This window comes from Peribacillus sp. JNUCC 23 (assembly GCF_053653995.1).
This window is the reverse complement of the sequence record NZ_CM132202.1, coordinates 707,269-727,991: the sequence shown is the minus strand read 5'-3', so window position 1 is coordinate 727,991 and position 20,723 is coordinate 707,269. Positions and strand designations below refer to the sequence as shown.

17 protein-coding genes are annotated in these 20,723 nt (G+C 39.3%); 5 read left to right on the top strand and 12 right to left on the bottom strand.

Annotated elements, in window-relative coordinates; all coding sequences use genetic code 11:
- Window positions 1–5 precede the first annotated feature (5 nt).
- Window positions 6–1,175 (top strand): MFS transporter, encoded by a 1,170-nt coding sequence (locus JNUCC23_RS03560; RefSeq protein ID WP_454214335.1) that lies wholly within the window; start codon window positions 6–8, stop codon window positions 1,173–1,175.
- A gap of 212 nt (window positions 1,176–1,387) precedes the next feature.
- Here JNUCC23_RS03560 and JNUCC23_RS03555 read toward each other — a convergent pair whose 3' ends face one another.
- A complete protein-coding gene (locus JNUCC23_RS03555; RefSeq protein WP_403074632.1) occupies window positions 1,388–1,921 on the bottom strand; it encodes a thioredoxin domain-containing protein in 534 nt (177 codons plus the stop codon).
- A gap of 270 nt (window positions 1,922–2,191) precedes the next feature.
- On the opposite strand from JNUCC23_RS03555, the gene JNUCC23_RS03550 reads away from it, so the two are divergent.
- Together JNUCC23_RS03550 and JNUCC23_RS03545 are read left to right on the top strand one after the other, a co-directional pair.
- Window positions 2,192–2,338, top strand: coding sequence for a hypothetical protein (locus tag JNUCC23_RS03550; protein ID WP_403074634.1), 147 nt, complete (start codon window positions 2,192–2,194; stop codon window positions 2,336–2,338).
- Between the two features lie 10 nt (window positions 2,339–2,348).
- On the top strand, window positions 2,349–2,648 hold the full coding sequence (locus tag JNUCC23_RS03545) for an S-Ena type endospore appendage (RefSeq protein WP_454214333.1): 300 nt from the start codon (window positions 2,349–2,351) through the stop codon (window positions 2,646–2,648).
- A 643-nt stretch (window positions 2,649–3,291) separates the two neighbouring features.
- Here JNUCC23_RS03545 and JNUCC23_RS03540 read toward each other — a convergent pair.
- The 8 genes from JNUCC23_RS03540 to treP form a co-directional block, all read right to left on the bottom strand.
- The gene (locus JNUCC23_RS03540; RefSeq protein WP_454214331.1) at window positions 3,292–4,413 is read right to left on the bottom strand and encodes a BclA C-terminal domain-containing protein; all 1,122 of its coding nucleotides are present in this window, start codon (window positions 4,411–4,413) and stop codon (window positions 3,292–3,294) included.
- 99 nt (window positions 4,414–4,512) lie between these two features.
- Window positions 4,513–4,869: a DUF3992 domain-containing protein gene (locus JNUCC23_RS03535; RefSeq protein ID WP_454214329.1), complete on the bottom strand. Its 357-nt coding sequence runs from the start codon at window positions 4,867–4,869 to the stop codon at window positions 4,513–4,515.
- Between the two features lie 283 nt (window positions 4,870–5,152).
- Window positions 5,153–6,616, bottom strand: a complete 1,464-nt coding sequence (locus tag JNUCC23_RS03530; RefSeq protein WP_454214327.1) for an aminoacyl-histidine dipeptidase — start codon at window positions 6,614–6,616, stop codon at window positions 5,153–5,155.
- A 290-nt stretch (window positions 6,617–6,906) separates the two neighbouring features.
- Complete coding sequence (locus JNUCC23_RS03525) at window positions 6,907–7,425, bottom strand: LURP-one-related/scramblase family protein (RefSeq protein ID WP_062184387.1); 519 nt, start codon at window positions 7,423–7,425, stop codon at window positions 6,907–6,909.
- A 123-nt stretch (window positions 7,426–7,548) separates the two neighbouring features.
- A complete protein-coding gene (gene dacB, locus JNUCC23_RS03520) occupies window positions 7,549–9,030 on the bottom strand; it encodes a D-alanyl-D-alanine carboxypeptidase/D-alanyl-D-alanine endopeptidase (RefSeq protein WP_454215977.1) in 1,482 nt (493 codons plus the stop codon).
- Between the two features lie 372 nt (window positions 9,031–9,402).
- The gene (treR, locus tag JNUCC23_RS03515) at window positions 9,403–10,098 is read right to left on the bottom strand and encodes a trehalose operon repressor (protein ID WP_062185089.1); all 696 of its coding nucleotides are present in this window, start codon (window positions 10,096–10,098) and stop codon (window positions 9,403–9,405) included.
- A 129-nt stretch (window positions 10,099–10,227) separates the two neighbouring features.
- On the bottom strand, window positions 10,228–11,907 hold the full coding sequence (gene treC / locus JNUCC23_RS03510; protein WP_454214325.1) for an alpha,alpha-phosphotrehalase: 1,680 nt from the start codon (window positions 11,905–11,907) through the stop codon (window positions 10,228–10,230).
- Between the two features lie 372 nt (window positions 11,908–12,279).
- On the bottom strand, window positions 12,280–13,722 hold the full coding sequence (treP, locus tag JNUCC23_RS03505) for a PTS system trehalose-specific EIIBC component (protein ID WP_403074649.1): 1,443 nt from the start codon (window positions 13,720–13,722) through the stop codon (window positions 12,280–12,282).
- 1,045 nt (window positions 13,723–14,767) lie between these two features.
- On the opposite strand from treP, the gene JNUCC23_RS03500 reads away from it, so the two are divergent.
- The gene (locus JNUCC23_RS03500; RefSeq protein WP_403074651.1) at window positions 14,768–15,319 is read left to right on the top strand and encodes a 3D domain-containing protein; all 552 of its coding nucleotides are present in this window, start codon (window positions 14,768–14,770) and stop codon (window positions 15,317–15,319) included.
- A 329-nt stretch (window positions 15,320–15,648) separates the two neighbouring features.
- Window positions 15,649–16,560 (top strand): ketopantoate reductase family protein, encoded by a 912-nt coding sequence (locus JNUCC23_RS03495; protein ID WP_454214322.1) that lies wholly within the window; start codon window positions 15,649–15,651, stop codon window positions 16,558–16,560.
- A gap of 104 nt (window positions 16,561–16,664) precedes the next feature.
- Here the strand turns inward: JNUCC23_RS03495 and JNUCC23_RS03490 are convergent, their stop codons facing one another.
- From JNUCC23_RS03490 to JNUCC23_RS03480, 3 genes are read right to left on the bottom strand one after another with little or no spacing between them, the layout of a single operon-like run.
- Window positions 16,665–17,636, bottom strand: a complete 972-nt coding sequence (locus JNUCC23_RS03490; RefSeq protein ID WP_454214320.1) for a PfkB family carbohydrate kinase — start codon at window positions 17,634–17,636, stop codon at window positions 16,665–16,667.
- 21 nt (window positions 17,637–17,657) lie between these two features.
- Window positions 17,658–19,127 (bottom strand): glycoside hydrolase family 32 protein, encoded by a 1,470-nt coding sequence (locus JNUCC23_RS03485; RefSeq protein ID WP_454215975.1) that lies wholly within the window; start codon window positions 19,125–19,127, stop codon window positions 17,658–17,660.
- 52 nt (window positions 19,128–19,179) lie between these two features.
- The gene (locus JNUCC23_RS03480; protein ID WP_403074657.1) at window positions 19,180–20,616 is read right to left on the bottom strand and encodes a sucrose-specific PTS transporter subunit IIBC; all 1,437 of its coding nucleotides are present in this window, start codon (window positions 20,614–20,616) and stop codon (window positions 19,180–19,182) included.
- Between the last annotated feature and the right edge of the window lie 107 nt (window positions 20,617–20,723).

Here is a 20,723-nt window from a genome sequence, read left to right as displayed (position 1 = left end):
ATTTTATGGCTAAACGAAATAATTTGCTTATATTTATATTGACCATAGGAGTTTTCGGCATCTTAACTACTGAAATGGGGGTTATCGGTATATTACCTTTAATTGCTGATCACTTTCATATCAGTGTATCCAAAGCAGGGCTGCTAGTGAGTCTCTTTGCACTTGCTGTTGCAATATCTGGTCCCATTTTGCCGTTATTGTTTTCAGGTATAAATCGTAAGAAGGTAATGTTATTTGTACTTGGCGTTTTCGTTCTGGGGAACATTATCTCAATATTTGCCTCAAACTTTACCATTTTACTAATTGCTCGTACGATTCCAGCCTTTTTTCATCCAGTTTATTGTTCATTAGCTTTGACAGTAGCTGCTACCTCGGTTAGTAAGGAAGAATCGCCAAAGGCTGTTTCTAAAGTAATGTTGGGTGTGACCGCAGGTATGGTACTTGGTATACCAGTCTCTAATTATATTGCTAGTGAAACTTCCTTAGAAATGGCTATTGTTTTCTTTACTATCGTTAACGCTATGGCATTCATATCTACATTGCTATTTGTACCATCCATGCCTGTTAAGGAAAGAGTTTCTTATGGAACTCAATTAAGCGTATTAAAAAAGTCAATTACTTGGTTAGCTATTCTTACAATCATATTTATAGGTTCTGCAATATCTAGTGTTAATAGTTACATTGCAGTGTACCTTGAAACCATTACTAATATATCGGGGAAAACATTAAGTTTGGTGTTATTATTATTAGGTTTGGCAAGTCTGATTGGAACCCTTGCAGGAGGAAAGTTACTTACTAAAAACGCCTCAAAAACTGTAATATCTTTACCCATCGGATTAGGAATCGTTTATCTATTATCACTCCTAACAGGGAAGTCCACTGGACCTATGATGATAACTATTTTGTTATTGGGAATGTTATTTGCTATAGGACACATAGTTAGCCAATATTGGATTACATCTGCGGCTCCAGATGCTCCTGATTTCGCGAATGGATTGTTTCTATCGGGCGGTAATTTAGGGATAACAATTGGTACTGCGGTAGGTGGATTATTTATATCAGGTATGGGCACACAATACATCGTATTAGGGGGATTACTATTCTTGATATTGAGTTTAGCATCTATTTTACTAAGTAACTACATGTATAGTCCGAAAAAACAACTTGCTAGCTAAGGTATGAATAAAACAGTGTATGATCCTTTTTTAAGGTTAACTGCTGTGCTATTAGAAATCTTCGCAATTTCAATTTCATTTCAACATAAATGAGGTACCATGGTATATTCAATATGGTATTGAGTATAGAGGTAAAATAAAAAACCAGACAGGAGAAAGTCAAATTCTCTTGTCTGATTTTTTTGTTGAATTAAGTATTTTATACGAGGTAATTAACTAGTGAGTATGCTATTTTCTAGTGCCGCCTCGATTGTCGTTTTCAATTCATCTGCCGATAATTCTGTAGGATATTGATATTCTTTATTGTTGATAAAAACTGTAGGCACCATTTTCACATTTCTTCGGATGGCCTCTGCAGTTACACTCAAGCTAATTTCGGTATTTCGTGGTTCTTCTTTTAATTGATATTTTTCAGCTAATAGCTTCTTAATATCTTGATTGTTCAATTGATCCCATTGTCCTTGTGTTGCAAATAATTCCTTTAAAATTTCTTTTACGCGCGAAGGATCCTCATAATCTAGGAATAAGTTGATTAACGTTCCATTTAACAGCATCTCTCTAGGCTTGTCATAATGTTTGACAATAAATTCAACTTGTCCATTAGCTAAATAGTCTTTTAAAACCTCTTCCGCAATCCCATAAAATGTAGCGCAATAAGGACATGTTAAATTCAAAAACACTTCAACCTTTACAGGTGCCTCTTTCTGTCCAAAGCTTAATTGTGTATTCTCAATTTGATTTGCCATTTCTCTCACTCGCTTTCCATTCGCATTCAATTCATATTGCCACAATTATATTAATTCATACCTTAATTGTCAACATTAACTTATAGAATATTCCGTTTTTTTATAGTTTTTTAGCTCAAACTTTAATGACTTCACCTCACTCCCTTGTGTACAAAAAATCATTCTAATGGTTTCTTCATTTTGACATTAAACAAAATGACTTTTTTATACAGTTCGTAAACCAATTCAGAAAACATTCATAAATTAAATATATAGCACAGGGGGGATTACATGTCTGAAATTCAAGTAACTTACCCTGGTACCCATTGTGTCCATCTAACAAAAGTATTCGATTGGCTTGTTCATTGTTCAACGATTCAGGTTAAAAATCCTGTTTTCATAAAAAAAAGTAAAAATAATAAAAGAAGAAATATGTAGAAATTTTCACATGGAAGATAGTAAGCAAGAGCCTACCTTACTATGGGAAGATGCCTCCCCTTCCAATATTACGAGCACAATATGGATTTCAAATGATTCAAAGAATGATTGCGTTATAAATGTTTTTGTTAACGATAAATTCCTTTTTTCCATTCTTAATGGTCGGTCCAAAAGTGTTACAATAGCAAAACTTCAATCACTTTCTATTACAACGGATTCGAAGCAAGGGATCAAGGGGAAGTTTTACATGGTAATAAATAAAAAAGTGACATATTTAAATGGAGAAAAAAAGGATATTAAGGGGAATTAAAAAGTTGAATGCTTTTTTATTGATCAATGTGGAAACGAAACAAATCGTTGTTTCAATGAAGTGATTGAATGTGAAGAAGTTCTGGGTGTATCGGGGAGAACAAATAGAAAAGTAATATTACCAAGTGGAAAAACAATGTTACTTCAAAAAGTGAAGCTTAGAAAAAAGGATATGTTTGTATCAAACATGATGATGACAACTGTTATACAGGGCCGATTCCTTTTTTATTTGAAGAAAGTTTTTTCCTGTGTGCACCAATTGGTACAACAATTGTCTGTATAATTGAAAAAGCTTATTGTCACGCTACTCTTTTGCCAAGCGTACACGAAGATGTTTATTACGTAATCGACCTCTCAATTGAATTACAGCAACATGTGAAAGTGTTAGGTCATGCAAATGTAGTAGTTGAAGCGAATATCGTCCACCCTTGTAAACGATAAAGTGGAGACAGATGTTCTTCTAATACAATGCTAAGATAAAACTAGAAAAAGGATTATACCTATAAAAGAGCCAAATCCCTTCTCATATAGACAATTCAAACATTGAGAACCGTCGATGAATACATGATATATGCGTTTTTGGGAAGTAATCTTGGCTCAATTTATAGGTTGATTGATTAATCCAATATAACGAAAAACCAGCCTTAATTTAAACGAATAATGGTTAGAGCAGCGCCTGTAGCTCCTCCCCCTACTAAGATTACAGTCGCGATCAAACCAAATAACTGAAGTAAAATGGTATCGCCTGCTGTTAAAGATACAATCACATCATTATTATAATTCGATGTAGATACCGCTGGGGATACAATTGAACCTGGTATTGGCGTAGTACCATTCAAGATCAGTCTAGAACCAGCAAGTAGTGCAACTGTTGTATTTATTTGATAGGTCAAGTAATAGCGACCTGTCACAGGAACGGTAAAAGTAGTGTTAGCACCATTGACGGTAAACCCATCTAAGCTTTGGTTATTAGGAAGCGGAACGCTGGTCCCCCCTAGCAGTAATACAATAGTACTTCCAATTGTATTAGACGCATACATAGAGTTAGTTGTCACACTTGGCCCTGTTTCTCCTGTTGATCCTGTTGGCCCTGTTGTTCCCGTTGGCCCTGTCACTCCTGTTGACCCTGTTACTCCCGTTGGCCCTGTTGCTCCCGTTACTCCCGTTGGCCCTGTTGCTCCCGTTGGTCCTGTTACTCCTGTTGCTCCCGTTGGCCCTGTTACTCCTGTTGGCCCTGTTACTCCTGTTGCTCCCGTTGGCCCTGTTACTCCTGTTGCTCCCGTTGGCCCTGTTGCTCCCGTTACCCCTGTTACTCCCGTTGGCCCTGTTACTCCTGTTGGCCCTGTTACTCCCGTTGGCCCTGTTACTCCTGTTGCTCCCGTTGCTCCTGTTGCTCCCGTTACTCCCGTTACTCCCGTTGGCCCTGTTGCTCCCGTTACCCCTGTTACTCCCGTTGACCCTGTTGCTCCCGTTGCTCCTGTTGCTCCCGTTACTCCCGTTGGCCCTGTTGCTCCCGTTGGCCCTGTTACTCCTGTTGCTCCCGTTACCCCTGTTACTCCCGTTGGCCCTGTTGCTCCCGTTGACCCTGTTGCTCCCGTTGACCCTGTTGCTCCCGTTGACCCTGTTGCTCCCGTTGCTCCCGTTACTCCTGTTGGCCCCGTTGATCCTGTTACTCCAGTTAGTCCCGTTATCCCTGTTGGTCCGGTTGGCCCTGTTGGTCCTGTCACTCCTGTATTGCAGCCAGATGAAAAAATTTGCGCACACATAATAACGCTCTCTACTTTCTAATAATTTTCCAAATTGATAGATTCCAGAATATACAGTCAAAGGGGACAAAATTTCATCCTCCTTTCACTCTCTTGAAATCAGAACTTATAGTTTAACGAGAAAGATACTTTAACATTTGCTGTTGAACCTACTGGAGTTCCTCCTGCTCCTACGATTCCAATTGAATTTATATCATTCATAGTAATGGACCTAGCCTCACCTGGTTCGACAATAAATCCGCCAACTGGCGTTCCATTTACCGTAAGGGAAGCTGTTGGTGCAACCCCAATCGTCCCATTATTCTCTACCATAATTGTTCCATTAATGACAAATGTAGTAGCATCATTCCAAAGATCTATAGCCGTCCCATTTGTATCATCTAAAACAATCGTAAAACATAATGCATCATTCACACCTACAATCTGATCATTACAGCAATTTCCTATCTGAGCCACTATTAGTCTCCTCCTACATAAATGAATATCTATGATCATGTTATGTTCTGCTTATATTTAGGGTTGGACTTTTAAGACGGATTGTGAATTATTTATCTGCCGAAGCTTCACCATCATTTACTTTTATTGCTGTTGAATCTATGATAAGAATGGTTTTAAAAAAGGCTATGTTATATAACGCTGTTGATTTTCGGCTCATTTTAACAATATTGTTTAACATATGCCTAAAAATAAGAAAAGCCCTCCAATTCAGAGGGCGCCTTTCTAACTATATTTTTCTGCTTTAGCCAAGTGTATTCATTTCTTCGAGTACAAAAAGCAAGTATTCCCACGTACGGATTGTGGACGGAATGCTAAGATGTTCATTTGGCGTATGGACATCGAACATATCAGGACCGAAAGAAATGGCGTCTAGGCCTGGAATCTTCTCAGTAAAAACGCCACATTCGATACCGGCATGGATAGCAATGATTTCTGCTTCTTTTCCATATCTCTTTTCATATACTTTTTTACACAGGTCACGAATGGCCGATTCTGAATGATATGCCCACTCAGGATAGTCTCCACTCGTTTCAACCTTGCCGTCTACAGTCTGTGCAATGACCTTTACTTGATTTAAAATATGCTCTTTTAAGCTTCTTACCGAACTGCGAATTTCATTTAGAAAGGATATTTCCGAATCGGTTGCCGTGATAACACCTAAATTGGTTGAAGCCACAACTAATCCGTTAATATCCATACTCATACTTTGGATGCCAGATGGTGTTAACATAATTGCTTGTACAATCCGTTCACACGTTTCTTTTGAAAATACTTTTTCTTCCAGGGAGGATTTTTCAAGATTTACATATACACCTGGGTCAGCAGCTTGTAATTCATTTTTCAACAATCGATTCCACTCAGCTATTTTCTTTGTTAACTTTTCAACAGCCTCTCGTTCAATTACAAGAATGGCCTCTGCTTCCCGAGGAATGGCATTTGGCTTCAAGCCGCCATCAATTCCACTTATTGTATATGCAATTTCATTGGATATGTCATATAATATGCGACCCAGCAATTTATTGGCGTTTCCTCTTTCCTTATCAATTTCCATGCCAGAGTGTCCGCCGCGCAGTCCCCCAATGGTTAGACGATATGAATCGGCAGCTTTAGGGGCAGCTTCCCAGTTGATTGGAAGACTTAGCTTCCCACAAATCCCACCAGCACTACTAACAAGCAGTTTGCCCTCTTCTTCAGAATCAAGGTTGAGGAATACTTTCCCTTTGAAGTGCGTTGGGTCAACAGAAAGTGCCCCTTTCATTGTCGTCTCTTCTTCTGTCGTAATAACTACTTCTAGAGCAGGATGGGCGATATGATCAGCATCTAATAAAGCAAGTGCATAGGCAACCGCAATTCCATTGTCTGCTCCTAAAGTTGTCCCGTTCGCATACAACATATCGTTCTCGATTCGTAATTCTATTGGATCTTTTTCAAAATCATGGACCGTTCCTTTATTCAGTTCGCATACCATATCCATATGTCCTTGGAGAATGACCGTTGATGCATTTTCATAGCCTTTAGAAGCTGGCTTTTTAATCATGATGTTGAGCGCTTCGTCTTGTACGACTTCAAGACCCCGCTCCCGCGCAAAACCGGCTAAATAATCGCTGATTTGCTTTTCATTTCCGGACCCTCTCGGAATGTTCGAAATCTCCTTAAAAAAATAAAATACCGGATTTTCTATTAATTGTTCTACCGTTTGAAACATATGTATCATCCCTTCTAGACAGATATACTACAATTTGCTTTATGTACACATATTTTTTTCTACTCAAACTTCGTACCTAAATATATGGAAGGAACATTTGAGCCTGTAAGATCATAGCAAGAAAAAAACTCCAAAGCACCACATTCTTTAGTATTGGCTTTTTAGTCAACACGTTGAAGATTACAGATTCACCTATTAATATTGCAGAAGAGAATGTTTCTTGGCAAATTTAGAGAGAGAAATGTAGTATCTCGATGCTATGACCATCCCTCTCTTACAGCCTGGCATCATTACGTAGCACCACCGCTATTCGCCGCCGCGCTGTTATTCCGTTTTATGATCGCATTCACTCCCATCACGACCGCAATCCATTCCAAAGCCGGCATGGATTCCTCATATGAGCTCAAGCGATACGCCGCAGATGAGAAAAATCCGCTCACTTTCTCAAACTTGGCTACAAGCTTGGATTGACTATCAAAGATCTCATATTGGTGGGAAAAAGCTTCAGACTTAATCTCATACACTCCCCGTTCGCCTGCGTTATATTCATATTTTTTGGAGAAGAAAGCAAATCTTTGACGCAATTCTCCGAGCTCATTTTGATGATAATCTGTTACGAGCCATCTATTACGAAGTGTTCGGAACTTTCCACTAACACTGATGCTTCCTGTCTGATTCAACACATCTACACTTGAAGAAAAAGCACTCTTTAAATCCAATTCGCCCACTTGTGTCTTATTCTCATCATAAATAATGGTTTTTCCTGAAGAGAAAAAGTTATCGTTAAAGTATAAAGTTTGATTATCCATTCTGAATCCCCCTTCTATCTATTAATTACGGGTAACTCTTGAAAGGGTTTCTAATTCATTTTCTAACGGTTCAATTGTCACCCTGTTCCCCACGTCAAGATAACCCGGCACGCCGGGGCAAACTTATTCTTGCTCCGCTAACAGGACTACAATATCATCTTGTATTTTTGTAATGGAATCTCCGTCAACGAAATTATTGAATAGGATTGAGAAAATGAAACGTTCGCCACTTTTCGCTGTAACATAACCGGAAAGAGCACTCGTCGCTGTCAGCGTACCCGTTTTCGCCTGGACATTTCCTGCTGCAAAGGTATGATTCATCCGATTCCTCAGTGTGCCGCCAATGAACCGGTCACTATCGCCTGCCACAGGCAATGAATATACGAAAGCCGGATACCAACCTTCTGCTTGAACGGCATAGAGTAATTTCGTAAGTTCATTGGCCGGGATTAAATTTATTTGCGATATACCCGAGCCATCGCGAAGTTTGAGAGATGCAGGGTTCATCCCGAGCGATTGAACGGTGTTTTCAACCACTTCAAGCCCTTTTTCGAAGCTTCCCTCACCATGAATGACTTTGCCCATCTCCTTTACCAAATGTTCTGCATGTGCATTATTGCTCAATTTCATGAAAGGGACGAGCAACTGAGCTAACGGCATTGAGTCATGCGTTGCGAGCAATTTTGCCTGAGTTGGTACTTTCCCTGCTTTTACATACCCAACATGTTTAATTCCTTGGGCTTGCAAAGCATGTTGGAACACGTGAGCCGTATAAACAGTTGGTTCCCATACTGCTACCCATTGTCTCGTCCGACTAGATTTAACAGGGATCGTTCCAGTTATCGTAATGGTGTTACTATGATGCTCACGAACGATTTTGATCTCTTTTTCCCCATCTTGCGCCACCGTTTCGGCCAAATTAACGATTTTGACATATTCTGTTTGCGGCGTGACTTTCACAGTCGCTCCCTCACCTGCCTTCATTTCTGGAGTCACATCAACAATGACTGTACCAGAATCATAATCTTTATTCGGCGCTATCGTTAATGCGGAAATGGCTGCACCGTAATATTCGCTTTCATCGCTCCAAATCATATCGGCCGAATATCGTTCACGATCATACCAAGTATCATCACCAATCACGTTGCCGACAACCGTTTTAATTCCTTTATTCTTAATCATCGTAGCTAGTGTTTCTAGATCCGCCTGAAGTAATGTTGGATCCCCTTTTCCTTTAATGTACAAATTACCTGACAAAACATCACCATTCATAACTCCATCTGTAAAAAGTTCTGTTTTAAACACATAATTTTCACCAAGCGTTTCCAGTGCTGCTGCAGCTGTCAGTAGTTTCATATTCGAAGCTGGGTGCAGCCTAATATCTCCACCATTTTCATAGATAATCTCACCAGTTTCTGAAGAGCGGATACTAATGCCTGAAATGGCTCCAGATAATTTTTCATTTGCTAAAAGTTGGTGAAGTTGTTGCTCGAATGTACTACCACTCGTAGCTAGAACAGGCCCGTTAGCCTGCTTCATATCTTGAACCAAAGTAAACATGAATACAAACAGAACAAGTACACAAATCTTAATTTTACTTTTCAAATTCATCCCCACCACCTTATTTTTCATACTTCCTGTTTAGGAGAATCCCGCTAATAGAAGTTTTATATGTAGCTTTCTCGAAAACCACTTAATTCCTTTAATATAAGTCGTACCACTGTTTGTATGAAGGTTTATATTCAATAGTATTCCTTCACTACCTCTTTATATTATGTGGAAATTCACATACGAATAACAACATGTTCACATTCTTTTAAGTGCCCCCAAAATAGAGTGTGATGAGCTCTTGGATGTTAAGTTGTTGCAGGGTGTACATCGTTTAAACAACAAAAAACACATGACTCATTCATTATGAAAAGCCATGTGTTCATGTATACAATTTAATTATTACAACTTTAAAGTAACCTTGTAACTTTATTTCCTTCTAGCAAAATCGACAAAACGGAATTTATCTGGACGATGGCGGGATTCGGTATATTGAATCATGCTGGCATCATCCAAGTACACATAGTTTTTGACAACTACGATATTATGAAAACCTTCCAAATCTAAATAGAGGCGATCTTCCTTTGACGGTTCTTCTATCGTTATTTCTTTTTTTGCAAAAGAGATCGTGAGTCCTAATTCTCCTTCAAGATATTCATATATGGAATCTTGGCAAATTTCTTTCGTAAGGGTGGGGACAAACTTTTCAACGAGAAATTCCTTATCTAAGATAATTCGCTCACCATCAATTTCTCTGACACGATTAACTTTCCAAATTAGCTCATCTTTTCCAAGCTTCATTTTATGGTTGAGGTCGTGATGCGGCTTTATTTTTTCAAGCTCTTCAACAAAGGTTTTTGCACGCTGACCCATTTTTTTCGAAAGCTCTTTAAAGCTGACGAGTCCTGAAATCGGGAAGTCAAACTTTGTCACATCGAGAACGATGGAACCTTTCCCCTGTACTTTATGAATATAGCCTTCTTCAGAAAGCATCTTCAATGCCTTGCGAATGGTTTCCCTTGATGCTGAATACGAATCAGCTAACTCATTTTCCGACGGTAGCATTGCACCGCCTGCGATTCGACCATCTCTAATTTGACCTGCAATATCTTCATATATTTTCATGAATTTATTCTGTTTCACCCATTATCACCATTCTCATTTGATTCTGGGGAAACAGCCTATACATCCCCGATTGATTCAACTAATCATGCACATTAGGATAAATATCCCTACTGCTGAACTTTCATTTTATCATTTCTTTTTCAAATGATAAACAAAGGATTCGTATGGCCCAATTTTCATATTTGCAGTCAGATTAGGGGCATTCTCTACATTTGAAAGCAAAATCTCATTTTGATAATCACTCAATTGTTCAGAAGAGATAGATAGATTAGCCGTTTCTCCATAAAAATTATTGATCACAAGTAACCGTTCATTTTCTAACACTCGTTCGTATACAAAAAGTTTAGGATGATTTTCCTCAAGTAAACGGTACTCCCCATCCGTAATAATTGGGTATTGTTTACGCAGTGCAATTAATTTTTTGTAATGATAGAAAATCGAATCCTGATCCTTCATCGCCCTTTCTGCATTGATCTCAGAATAATTGCAAGCAACAGGAATCCAAGGCGTACCTGTTGTAAAACCTGCTTGAGATTCATCGTTCCATTGTACAGGGGTCCGGGAATTATCCCGTGACTTTTCTTGAAAAATCGTAAGGACCTCTTCTTCTGTCCGACCTGCCTCTTTCATGATTCGATAATGATTAAGGGTTTCGACATCACGGTATTGCTCAATATGATTAAACTTCGGATTCGTCATGCCAAATTCTTCACCTTGGTAAATATACGGGGTACCTTGCATCATATGGATCGTTGTCGCAAGCATTTTTGCAGATTGCTTGTGATACGTACCATCATCGCCATAGCGGGAAACGATTCGGGGTTGGTCATGATTACACCAGAATAATGCATTCCAACCACCACCGTGCTGCATTTCAGTTTGCCAGGTTGAGAGGATTTTTTTCAATGCAAAAAAGTCAAAATCACCAATTGCCCACTTCTCACCATTCGGATAATCGACTTTTAAATGATGGAAGTTAAACGTCATGCTTAATTCTTTGCGGTCGGGATTGGAATAATAGATACAGTCTTCAATCGAAGTCGAGGACATTTCACCGACTGTCATACTATCATAATGTGACAATACTTCTCGATTCATTTCCTGTAAAAACTCATGAACCCGAGGTCCATCTGTATAAAATTTCCGACCATCCCCTGGAAGTATGGAGCCGTCATCATCTGTGAAGCTTTGATCTTTAGAAATCAAATTAATGACATCAAGTCGGAAACCGTCAATTCCTTTTTCAAACCAAAAATTCATCATTTGATAGATATCTTGACGAAGCTTTTGATTTTCCCAGTTTAAATCTGCTTGTGCCTCATCGAAAAGATGAAGATAATATTGTTTCGTTTTTTCATCATACTTCCAAGCAGGTCCTCCAAATTTAGACAGCCAATTATTCGGCTCACCGTTATCTTTCGGATCTTTCCAAATATAATAATCACGATATGGACTATCAAGCGATGCCGCAGCTTCCTTAAACCACTTATGCTCAGTAGACGTATGATTGACAACAAGATCCATAATCACTTTAATGCCTAAATCATGCGCTTTTTCTAGGAGTTCATGGAAATCTTCCATCATTCCATACTCTTCATGTATGGAATAATAATCACTAATATCATAGCCATTATCACACTGCGGAGATTGATAAATCGGAGTTAGCCAAATCACATCAATGCCAAGATTTTTTAAGTAATCAAGTTTCTCGATAATTCCTTGGATATCGCCAACACCACTTCCAGTCGTATCATTAAAACTCTTCGGGTATATTTGATAAACAGTAGACTTTCTCCACCATTCGTTCATTGTGAACACCGCCATTTCTAGGTTGTCATTGTTTTGTAAGTAAACTAAAAAGTTTATCTCAGGAAGGGTCTGACCCCACACTCTATACACGATTATTGTGTTTTAGTGCTAGGTCTGACCCTTTATAGGACATTCTTATTTTAAAAGAAAGGAGTAACCAATAATTAGCTCCTTTTGTATGAAGGACATGGGGACGGGGCTTCGCGACTTACTAATATAGCAATCTATTTATCAGGTATACTGATTTTATCGAGAAAGCATCCAAAATTCCGGCTCCGCACCGCCACCATTGAGACTAGGCGAGTGTTGTGTGCTACATGATACATCCTTCATAGTAAATGGTGGCGTTTTAACGCCATATTTGTTTTGTATTCAAGCTTTTAATGAACGGGATTTCTTAAAAGATATTTTTCCTGTATTTGTTTTAGCGAAAACGATGGTTAACACAAACGGGATGACAATGGCAACAACCATTGCTAGTGCAAATACGACCATATGCTGAGCCTGGATAGACAGGATACCTGGAATTCCCCCAACACCGATTGAGTTAGCCATCACATTGCTACCTACTGAAATGACTGCGGCAACTAAAGATCCAATCATCGCCGCTAAAAACGGAAAACCATATTTTAAGTTAATACCGAACATCGCTGGCTCCGTTACGCCTAAGTAACAGGAAATGGCAGCTGGAATGGATACTTGCTTTTCCTCTTCATTTTTGCGATTAATGAAAATCATAGCAAGCACGGCAGATCCTTGAGCAATATTAGATAAGGCAATCATCGGCCAAAGGTTTGTTCCGCCGAGCTCACTCATAAGCTGTAAATCAATTGCGTTCGTCATATGATGTAAACCGGTGATGACGAGAGGTGCATAGATAAATCCAAATACAGCTGCAAACAACCAGCCAAATGCCGAAGTTAATCCTGAATAAACGATATCAGAAACCCAAGAACCAATTTGCCAACCGATTGGACCAAGAACAATATGGGCAAGTAAAACCGTTGGCACTAATGATAAGAACGGAACGACAATCATTGAAATCGAATTTGGAACTACTTTACGTAACTTTAATTCTAAAAATGAAAAGACTAGACCTGCTAGAATGGCTGGAATGACTTGAGCCTGATAACCGATCATCTCGATTTGCGCAAAGCCAAAGTCCCAGAAAGGAATTTCCGTAGCTTCCGCAACTCCATATGCATTCAGAAGCTGAGGCGATACAAGCGTAATCCCTAGGACAATTCCAAGGATTTGCGAAGCCCCCATTTTTCTTGCAACGGCCCACGTAATTCCAACCGGTAAGAAATGAAATATAGCTTCACCAATCAACCAAAGAAAGGCGTGTACACCCGACCAAAATTGAGATACCTCGACTAATGTTTTGGTCCCATCTTCTAAAAGCTTAATATCCCCAATCACATTTCGAAAGCCAAGAATTAACCCTCCGACAACGAGAGCCGGAATTAATGGAGTAAAAATATCAGCTAGATGGGAAATCATTCTTTGTAAAAGATTCATATTTTGCTTGGCAGCGACTTTTGCTTCTTCTTTTGATGTATCACTGACACCTGCCATTTTGATAAATTCATTATAAAAGGTTGAAACCTCATTGCCGATAATGACTTGAAACTGACCTCCCTGTGTAAATGTTCCTTTTACAAGCTTAATCTCCTCAATTTGATCAATATCCGCTTTTTCAGGATCATTTAACACAAATCGCATTCTTGTCGCGCAATGTGTTACAACAGAAATGTTATCACTGCCTCCGATATGTTTCAAAAGATCTTTTGCTGGTTCTTTGTATTTGCTCAATCTTTTCTCCCCCTAACTTCCTGGTATAAGTTCACTTATACCAAGCTTCTCATAACTTGTATATACATATATTGATCACGCTTTCATATTAACTTGTATATACATCTATGTCAACGATTTTTTAAACCGTTTTCATTCTCATGAAAAAATTCGTAGCAAAATCAATAGATTACAGAAAATACCCGATTTCGGGTCATTTCCCTCAAAAGCAAAATGTGAAAAAGGCATTTGCCATTCGGAATTGAGAATATGCGCGGGAATGAGGGGTTTTCAAGCCAGAAATGAGATTTGCACGCCAAAACGGACACTTTTCGAGCCGCAATCAAAAAATAGATATCAAAACGAGTTTTACTAAATTGAAAGTTACGTTGGTATCTGATCTATTCTATCAACTTCAGACAAGAGTACCCCTTCCTCAAGGAATGCGAAGGGCGTAGCAAAACACTTGTTCTTACGGCACAATATTCCTAAGCAGATTGTTCATTGACAACTGAACATAGGAGGTTAGTACGAGGAAGGCTTCGTACCGTAAAATGTTCCAGCTAAAACTAACAGCCGAGGTACACAACTGTGTGAACCCAATAAGCTGAAAAAAGAAGTCCCAACGGCAAGACCAATGGGATAGAGGGGGTGGGTGTTTATAGCACACCACGATGTCAACGCAACGTACGTTAAGCGTTCAGAAATGTTCGATACGTTAGAACCCCCCCACTTCAAATTTTTGTTAGAAAATGAAGTGGCGGGAGTATTGATCAGCGTTTTACATATATAAAATGCTAACTAATTAGCGAAGTTATTTGTCGAAATATTTAGTTTAATTTCACAACAACTAATAACCGCCTCCCTCTAACCTCTTACAAATTCGGAAAAATCCATGCTTTATCGCGCTTTTTCTACCTAATTCCATGGAAAAATAATCTGTAATATTACAAAAAAACTAGATTTGTCTCTATTTTGTAACATAATTACTATTAGAATGAAATATAGCTGTCATACTCTCCTGTTATGCTAAGGCTATTAAATTTTAACAAAGGAGACTATCATTTTGAAAAAATATCTAGTCTATCTAACAGCTACGTTTTTTCTAGTATTTGGGTTTTCCGGCGTTGCATCGGCGAGTACATATGAAGTCAAAAAAGGCGATTCACTCTATAGCATAGCTAATAAACATAAAGTAACAGTTAAGCAAATTACAACTTGGAATAATCTAAAGAGTACTACAATCAAACCGAAACAAATTTTAACAGTGTCAGCGACGCAAACACAAGCTAAGAAAGTTCAAGTCAAAGCAGCAACGCAAAACACATATAAAACCATGACCATTAAAGCGACTGCCTACAGTGCAGATTGCAAAGGGTGTAGTGGAATCACATCAACTGGATTGAATTTAAAGAAAAACCCATCACTTAAAGTGATTTCCGTTGATCCTAAAATCATTCCACTTGGTACGAAGGTTTATGTCGATGGATATGGATATGCCATCGCAGCTGATAAAGGCAGCGCCATTAAAGGGAAAAAGATCGACGTATTTATGCCATCAAAAAAACATGCACTCAATTGGGGTGTAAAAAACGTAAACATTCGAATTTATAATTAGCGGAAAGAGGATGTCTATAAACATCCTCTTTTTTGTATGAAGGACGCGGTGACGGGGCTTCGCGACCTACTCATATAGCAAAACTACTTTGCAGATGAGGCTGTCCCATAACAAAGGGTCACCCGCTTCAAAATCCGGCTCCGCACCGCCACCATTGTGATTAGGTGAGTGTAGCGTGGTAAATGGTGACGCTTCAACACCATATTTGTTTTGTATATTTGAAAATTAGCTTTTTTTTACAATTTTGCACTTTACAAATCCTATAAATGATAAGATAAAGAAGCTTGGATCGTTTCAAGCTTGAAATAATAAAAGCGGGGTGCTTATCTTTGAATATCGTAATTATTGGTGCAGGCGCAATAGGGGCTTATTATGGTGCAAGGTGGCAAGAAGCAGGTCAACATGTACAGTTTCTCGTACGTGAAAATCGAGCAAGGCTTTTGAGTGAGAATGGTTTATATATTACTAGTTCACACGGTAATTATGTGTTTAATGACCTTCATTTCACAGACAACCTGAATGGGCTAACAGACCCCGATCTCGTCGTCCTTGCTGTTAAAGGCTACCATTTACAGGGAACCATTCCTGTCCTTAAAGCGTTAGTCGATAGGGGTGCTAAAGTGATCCCTCTATTAAACGGACTTGAACATATCGCCATTCTTCAAGAAGAGTTAGGTGAAGAAGCTGTAATTGGCGGCAGTGCATACATCATTACAACACTGGATGAAAAAGGGCATGTTGTCCATACGAGCAGCAGCCATGATTTTTTATTTGGGCCTCTCCACCCCTCTCAGCAAACTATTTGTAGAGAACTTGAAGAAATTTCACACAATGCCATTATGGATGCGCACTACTCTAAAGACATTATGCTCGAATTATGGAAAAAATATATATTCATTACCGCCTTCTCAGGGGTCACGACAGCAACCAACTTTTCAATTGGAACGATACGGAAATATCCCGATACATTCAAACTCATTCACCAAGTACTTCTAGAAATGAAGGGGCTCGCGAATTCAAACGGAGTCGCTATTAATGAGGAACACGTCGCTCAATTTATGAAACAATTCGATAAGCTTCCAGAGGAATCCACCTCATCCATGCATCAAGATCGCCGTAAAGAACACACTCTAGAAGTCGAGCACCTACAAGGCGGAGCACTTCGGCTTGCAGAAAAAGTGGGAATCCAATTACCCGTAACCGAGCAACTATATCGGCAAATTAAACCGTTTGAGAATTAACTAATCATTCAGAATATATAAAAGAACAAGGTGCATTCGTTTGAAACATGCACCTTGTTCTTCTTGATTTTGACTCAATTACAAACCTCTTATCTTAAAAACAATTACCCTTTAGTCACGAGTTCCATGATTTGTTCTTTTGTAGGTAGAGAACCAATGGCTCCTTTTCCCATCGTCGTAAGTGCACCACAAGCATTTGAAAATGCAAGAAGCTCCTTGTGATGCTTCCTTGAGAATTCCTCAAGCTGAGATGGTTTTATTCCATTTTCTAATAAAATCTGTAGGAATGCGCCAATAAAAGCATCACCTGCTCCAGTCGTATCCTGAACATTTACAGAATACCCCTTTGAAGTATAAGAAAAGTCTCTGCCATAAAGAGTAGCACCCACAGCACCTTTCGTATAGATGACCACTTTAACATGACCCCTAAAGAGCGAAGAAATAGCTTCACTTTCATCTTCAAGCCCTGTAACGAAAGCTAATTCTTCATCAGATATCTTGATTATATCCGCCATGGGGATAAATTCTCGAATGGCTTCTCTGCATGCTTCTGGACGATCCCATAATGGCAGCCTCACATTCGGGTCAAAGCTGATAAGACTTCCTTTTGCCTGTGCTTGTTTGATCGCTTTTTTATGCGCATATTTCATTGGACTTTCCACTAAATCGACAGAGCAAAAATGCAAAATATCTCCTTCTGAAAACCACTCTTCTTCAATTTCAGATTCTGAGAATAACAAATCTGCGGAAGGTTTACGGTAAAATGAAAAATCTCTTTCGCCATCTTCACGCAACGAGACAAATGCTAATCCAGTATTCGCTTCTTTCGTTGTTAATAATTTGTCCGTCCTAACACCTGCTTCTTCCAATTGATTCCTCAAAAAATCACCAAAAGCATCATCGCCCACTTTACTAATCATATGGGCAACACCGCCAAGCTTCGCTACTGTTGCTGCAACATTTGCAGGTGCGCCACCGGGAGCACGTTCGAATGAAACAACATCCCTTAAGGATAGCCCCTTTTGGAGTGGAATAAAATCAATTAATACTTCACCTATTGAATAAAGTGACCCCATTTTAAAGCCCTCTCTTTCTACTTATATCTCCCATTTTTCAACCGTCATTTCCATACTTCCCTGATTGGCAAAGAACCGAATGTCTTGACCATCTGCTTCTGGGAAAATCCGAGATGTAAAGACTTCCTCACCGTCGTTGATAAATATTTCTACGGAAGAAACGTCAACAAAAAGATGAACCGTTACTAATTCGGAATCCAATGAACAAGCACGTCTTGTTCCGTACTCGATCCCGACAACCTCTCCAGAAAGACTTCTATCTAGAAGTACTCTTTTACGCTTTGCTTCGTACGTCAGCACTGTTTTCGTTGTATCATTTGCGCGAAATTCAATACCGAATTCTGCAGCATCAAGCTTTGCTATCTTTATTTTCATTTCAAAAGCAGTTCCAGTCAACCCCTCAAAGGATTTGCTTTCATTCTCAATATGTGCCTGGATCTCTATCTTTTGTTTCCTTAATGCTTGCAGTTCTTTAACTGGCGTTTGAATTAGTTTTCCATTTTGAATCGATAATTCTCTAGGAATCGTCAGACAATGGGCCCAGCCATTTTTATCTGTCGGATAATCAATCTCCGGTAATCCCATCCAGCCGATTAGTATTCTTCGACCATTCGAGCCTATCATTGTTTGTGGAGCATAAAAATCAAATCCTCGATCAAGTTCTTTAAATGTTCCATGACGAAACTCCCTGCTCGCCACATCCAATGTTTCACCAATCAGATAACCTGATTGGTAGATGTTTTGAAATTCGTCATCCTTTGGTTCAATTCCTTGTGGGGAAAAGATAAGCACACCAGAATGGTCTAGTTCAAAATAATCTGGGCACTCCCACATATAACCGAAGTTTGGCAGATCTGTTTCCAATTCCCCTTCAAGCTTCCAGTTTTTCATATCCGGACTGCTATACAGAAGGACGGTCCCTGTCAAATTTTCACGTTGCGCGCCGATAATTGCACAAAAACCTGCCTCTTCCCTCCATACCTTAGGATCACGGAAATGCTCTGTATATCCCTTTGGTGGCTTAGGAATTACTGGGTCCTTCCACTTTGAAATTTCTCCATATTGGTTCATCACAGCGATGCATTGCGAAGGATACCGTCGCCAATTTTCATCACGTTTATTGCCGGTATACATCAGATAAAGCTCACCATCCCGCTCTAATGCACTCCCAGAATAAGCACCATGTGAATCAAAATCTTGATCAGGACGTATCGCAGGTCCTTCATCAATCCAAGTAACAAGATCAGTAGATTTCATATGATACCAATATTTTACCCCATGAACCGGACCTAGAGGGAACCATTGGTAAAACACATGATAATATCCGTCCAAATAAGCCAAGCCATTTGGATCATTCATTAAACCGATTGGAGGTTGAATGTGGAATGTTTGTCTAAAAGGGCAAGCATGAACCGTCTCTATTAGACTTGCTATCTCTTCTGGCGTTGCTTCCTCTAGTCGGCGGTAGCGTTGTTCTCTCGTCCACATAATCGTTCACTCCTCATTATGAAATAGTGGAAAACCCGTGACTCCCAGTATTGTATTACGATGTAGTTACCCCATTTTTCTTTGTATCACGTTTCCCTAGAATAATTGTCACAGCAAAAGCAACCGCAAAAGTAATGACCATCGCTATAATATAGAATGTGATCGTTCCAGGCTTAATTGAAATAATCCCTGGAAGACCAGCTGCTCCTAAAGCAATCGCCTTTACTTTAAACAATGCAATAAAAGCAGAACCTACCGCCGCACCTACAATCGCTCCAAAAAAAGGATATCTCAATTTCAAGTTTACCCCGAACATTGCCGGTTCTGTAATTCCTAGTAAAGCCGAAATACCTGCGGCAGATGCGACTCCTTTTAACTTTGCATTCGTCGTTAGCAATAATACAGCCAAAGTAGCAGCTCCCTGCGCCACATTGGACATGGCAGCAATCGGGAAAATAAACGAGCCTCCTGTTTTGGCTACATCAGCGAGTAACTGCGTTTCAACCGCGATAAAACTATGATGCATACCAGTAATAACAATCGGTGCATATAATAGACCGAATAACCCACCGCCAATAAAGCCAGCTGAATCATATAACCATACAAGTCCATCTGTCACTGCATTACCAGCACTTCTTGTTAATGGTCCAACTAAGATAAAGGTAAGAATTCCTGTAATAAAAATCGAGAGCAATGGCGTGACCAAATTATCAAATACCGATGGAACTCGTCTTCTTAAGAATGTTTCAATTTTAGCTAAAATAAAAGATGAAACGAGTACAGGCAATACGGTTCCTTGATAACCAACCTTTTCAATTTCAAAGCCAAATATCTTCCAAATTGGCACTTCCCCGCTTGCTACAGCGCTCGCGTACCCATAACCATTCAGCAAATCCGGATGGACCATTAACATCCCTAAAGTTGCACCTAAATACGGATTACCACCAAACCGTTTCGTCGCAGAGAAGCCGATTAATATCGGTAAAAAGACAAAAGCAGCGTTTGCAAATGTATTAATAAGTGCAGCAAGGTCCGCCATGTTTGGATATGCTTCAATTAATGATTTTCCTTCAATGAAGAAATCAGGTGCTGTTAATAAATTATTCAATCCCATTAACAAGCCGCCAGCTACAATTGCGGGAATAATAGGTACAAAAATATCCGAAAGCATTTTCACAAATCGTTGTATGGGGTTCATTTTCTTCGACCCTGCACTGCTTACTTCACTCGTTGACATATCAGAAAGCTCTGTTAATTTAGCGAAATCCTTGTAAACTTCATTAACAATTCCAGGTCCTAAAATAATCTGATATTGACCACCGGTAGAGAATGTTCCTTTAACAATTTCCATTTCATCTAGCTGTTTTTGATCAATTTGACTTTCATCGTTCACGACTAACCTTAACCTCGTCGCACAATGAGCGGCCGCTGCTACGTTTTCTTTCCCACCAAGTGCTTCTAAAATATCTTTTGCGGTACTTTTGTAATCCATTTTTTTCATCACCTTTGAGCGAATTGTGGAACCGGTTCCAAATACCCGTAAAAAATAGTAGTGTTTAGAACTCGTTCCAAACACATTGTTTGGAACCGGTTCTAAAC

What these genes read in the sequence shown, in the direction of transcription:
- JNUCC23_RS03540 (WP_454214331.1), bottom strand. Translation starts at nt 4,413, where the DNA reads ATGTGTGCGCAAATTTTTTCATCTGGCTGCAATACAGGAGTGACAGGA.
- treR (WP_062185089.1), bottom strand. Translation starts at nt 10,098, where the DNA reads ATGAAAATATATGAAGATATTGCAGGTCAAATTAGAGATGGTCGAATC.
- treC (WP_454214325.1), bottom strand. Translation starts at nt 11,907, where the DNA reads ATGAACGAATGGTGGAGAAAGTCTACTGTTTATCAAATATACCCGAAG.
- JNUCC23_RS03560 (WP_454214335.1), top strand. Translation starts at nt 6, where the DNA reads ATGGCTAAACGAAATAATTTGCTTATATTTATATTGACCATAGGAGTT.
- JNUCC23_RS03555 (WP_403074632.1), bottom strand. Translation starts at nt 1,921, where the DNA reads ATGGCAAATCAAATTGAGAATACACAATTAAGCTTTGGACAGAAAGAG.
- JNUCC23_RS03545 (WP_454214333.1), top strand. Translation starts at nt 2,349, where the DNA reads ATGGAAGATAGTAAGCAAGAGCCTACCTTACTATGGGAAGATGCCTCC.
- JNUCC23_RS03490 (WP_454214320.1), bottom strand. Translation starts at nt 17,636, where the DNA reads ATGGGGTCACTTTATTCAATAGGTGAAGTATTAATTGATTTTATTCCA.
- JNUCC23_RS03550 (WP_403074634.1), top strand. Translation starts at nt 2,192, where the DNA reads ATGTCTGAAATTCAAGTAACTTACCCTGGTACCCATTGTGTCCATCTA.
- JNUCC23_RS03480 (WP_403074657.1), bottom strand. Translation starts at nt 20,616, where the DNA reads ATGGATTACAAAAGTACCGCAAAAGATATTTTAGAAGCACTTGGTGGG.
- JNUCC23_RS03530 (WP_454214327.1), bottom strand. Translation starts at nt 6,616, where the DNA reads ATGTTTCAAACGGTAGAACAATTAATAGAAAATCCGGTATTTTATTTT.
- JNUCC23_RS03525 (WP_062184387.1), bottom strand. Translation starts at nt 7,425, where the DNA reads ATGGATAATCAAACTTTATACTTTAACGATAACTTTTTCTCTTCAGGA.